This window comes from Phenylobacterium sp. (genome assembly GCF_024508875.1).
GTDB lineage: Bacteria > Pseudomonadota > Alphaproteobacteria > Caulobacterales > Caulobacteraceae > Phenylobacterium.
Map to the genome: position 1 here is coordinate 1 of NZ_JANINU010000289.1, position 2311 is coordinate 2311.

Below are 2311 nucleotides of genomic sequence, written 5' to 3' on the forward strand. Positions count from 1 at the left end.
GCCTTCGCCCGCTTCTCGCCCCGCTCGATCTCCTTGAGCAGGTCGTGGACGTAGAGGCCGAAGTCCACCTGGATCGTGTGCCTCGCGGCCTTGTAGTAGGGCCCGAGGTGCAGGGCCTCGTCCGCCTTGGTGATCTGCGCCATCTCGGCAGGCGAAGGCGGCTTGTAGCGGCCGACGAGGTAGGCGCCGGCGAGCTTCGCCTGCTGCTCGGCGAAGTTCACCAGCGTCGGCAGCGGCTGGGCCAGGCCCATGAAGAACAGGTTCGGCACGCCGGGCTGCATCATCCGCTTGAACAGCGGGAAGCGGTTCTCGGCGTCGGGCAGCAGGGCCGGATCGGTGAAGAACGGGAAGCTGATGTTGTAGCCGGTGGCGTAGACGATGGCGTCCACGTCCTCCACGCTGCCGTCCTCGAAGCGGACCTGCTTGCCCATCAGCTCCGCGATGTTCGGCTTGAACTTGACGTCGCCGCAGCCGGCCCGGGTCAGGAACTCGCCCGACACGCTGGGGTGGGCCTCCAGTGGCTCGTGGTCGGGCTTCGGCAGGCCGTAGTCCTCCATATTGCCGATGGTCTTCTTGATCTTCGCGCGGGCCAGGCTGAGGCCCAGCTTGCGCGGCATCCAGTGCGGCATGGAGGCCTTGTCGGCCGGCTTGCCGTCCATGTACTTGGGCATCACCCACACGCCACGGCGGGCGGCGACCCAGAGGGTCTTGGCGATCGGGCGCTGGGAAAGCTCGGAGGCGATGTCCATCGCCGAGTTGCCCATGCCGACGACGACGATGTTCTTGCCGCGCATGTCCACCGGGTCGAACGGGTCGCGGTAGTCGTGGGCGTGGAAGTGCGGGCCGTCGAACGCGCCCGGATATTGCGGGATGCGGGCGTCCCAGTGGTGGCCGTTGCAGACGAACAGCACGTCGTAGAGCCGCGTCTCGGCGGTGGACAGCTTCACCTTCCAGAGACCGTCGGCGGTGCGCTCGGCGTGCTGGACCGCGGTGTTGAAGGTGATCTTCGGGCGCAGGCCGAAGTGGGCCACGTAGTCCTTGAAGTACTGCAGGAGCTGGGCGTGGTGCGGGAAGTCGGGCCAGTCGGCGGGGACGGGATAGTCCTCGAAGGCCAGGCGCCACTTCGAGGTGTCGATGTGCAGGCTCTCGTAGCAGGCCGACAGCCCGTTCGGGTTCTTGAAGTACCAGTTGCCGCCGATGTCGTCGGACATCTCGAAGCAGTCGAACGGGACGCCCAGGTCCTGCAGCCGCTTGGCGGTGGTGAAGCCCGAGCAGCCTGCGCCGATGATACAGGCCTTGGGAAGCGCGGCGGACATGTGGTTCGCTCCGTCAAATCGACGAGGCGAGCGTGACCGCGCTTCCCTTGCGTCTGCCTAGAGCTGGTTCGTGGACCGGCCCTAGACCAGCGCGCCGTGGCAGTGCTTGAACTTCTTGCCCGAGCCGCAGGGGCAGGGCGAGTTGCGGCCCGTCTGCTCCCAGCCTTCCGGCAGCGCACTGACCGGCAGGGCCTGGCGCTGTTCGGCCGACACGCCGTCGGGCACGAAGCCGCGCTCCAGCTCGTTCTCGCCGGTGAGAGGATCGAGGTGGACCTCGAAGGTCTGCGGCGCGACGGGCTGCTGCGACGGATCCTCGAACGCGAACTCCACGGTCATCAGCCAGCGGGTGACGTTCTGGCGCAGGTCGACCAGCAGCTTCTCGAACAGCGAGAAGGCCTCGGTCTTGAACTCGTTCAGCGGGTCGCGCTGGCCGTAACCGCGCAGGCCGATCACCGTGCGCAGGTGGTCGATGTGCATGAGGTGCTCGCGCCACTGCAGGTCGATGGTCTGCAGCAGGAAGCTCTTCTCGATGTTGCGCATATGGTCGCCGACCATCGCGTTGCGCTCTTCGGCGCGGGCGTCGGCGGCCTTGCGGATGCGCTCCTCGATCTCCTCGTTGGCGATGCCTTCCTCGGCGGCCCACGCGGCGATCGGCAGTTGCAGGCCCAGGTACTGCTGGACGTGCGCGTCCAGGCCCTCGACGTCCCACTGCTCGGCGTAGGCCTTGGGCGGCAAGTGGCGGTTGACCAGGTCGGCGATGGTGTCTTCGCGGAACTCGGCGATCGTCTCCTGGAGGTCGGACGCCTCCATGAACTCCTGGCGCTGCTCGAACACGGCCTTGCGCTGGTCGTTGATGACGTCGTCGTACTTCAGCAGGTTCTTGCGGATTTCGTAGTTGCGCTGCTCGACGCGCTTCTGGGCGGTGGCGATGGCGCTGTTCAGCCACTTGTGGGTGATGGCCTCGCCTTCCTGGACGCCGAAGGTGCGCATGATCG

2 protein-coding genes are annotated in these 2311 nt (G+C 66.8%); both read right to left on the reverse strand.

From position 1 onward, the window contains the following. The coding region (locus Q0L11_RS19315; RefSeq protein WP_296599401.1) for an NAD(P)-binding domain-containing protein at nt 1-1316 on the reverse strand (1316 nt) is incomplete at its 3' end. Between the two features lie 81 nt (nt 1317-1397). Beyond that, nucleotides 1398-2311: SEC-C metal-binding domain-containing protein (locus Q0L11_RS19320; protein WP_296599403.1), on the reverse strand; the 914-nt coding region annotated here is incomplete at its 5' end.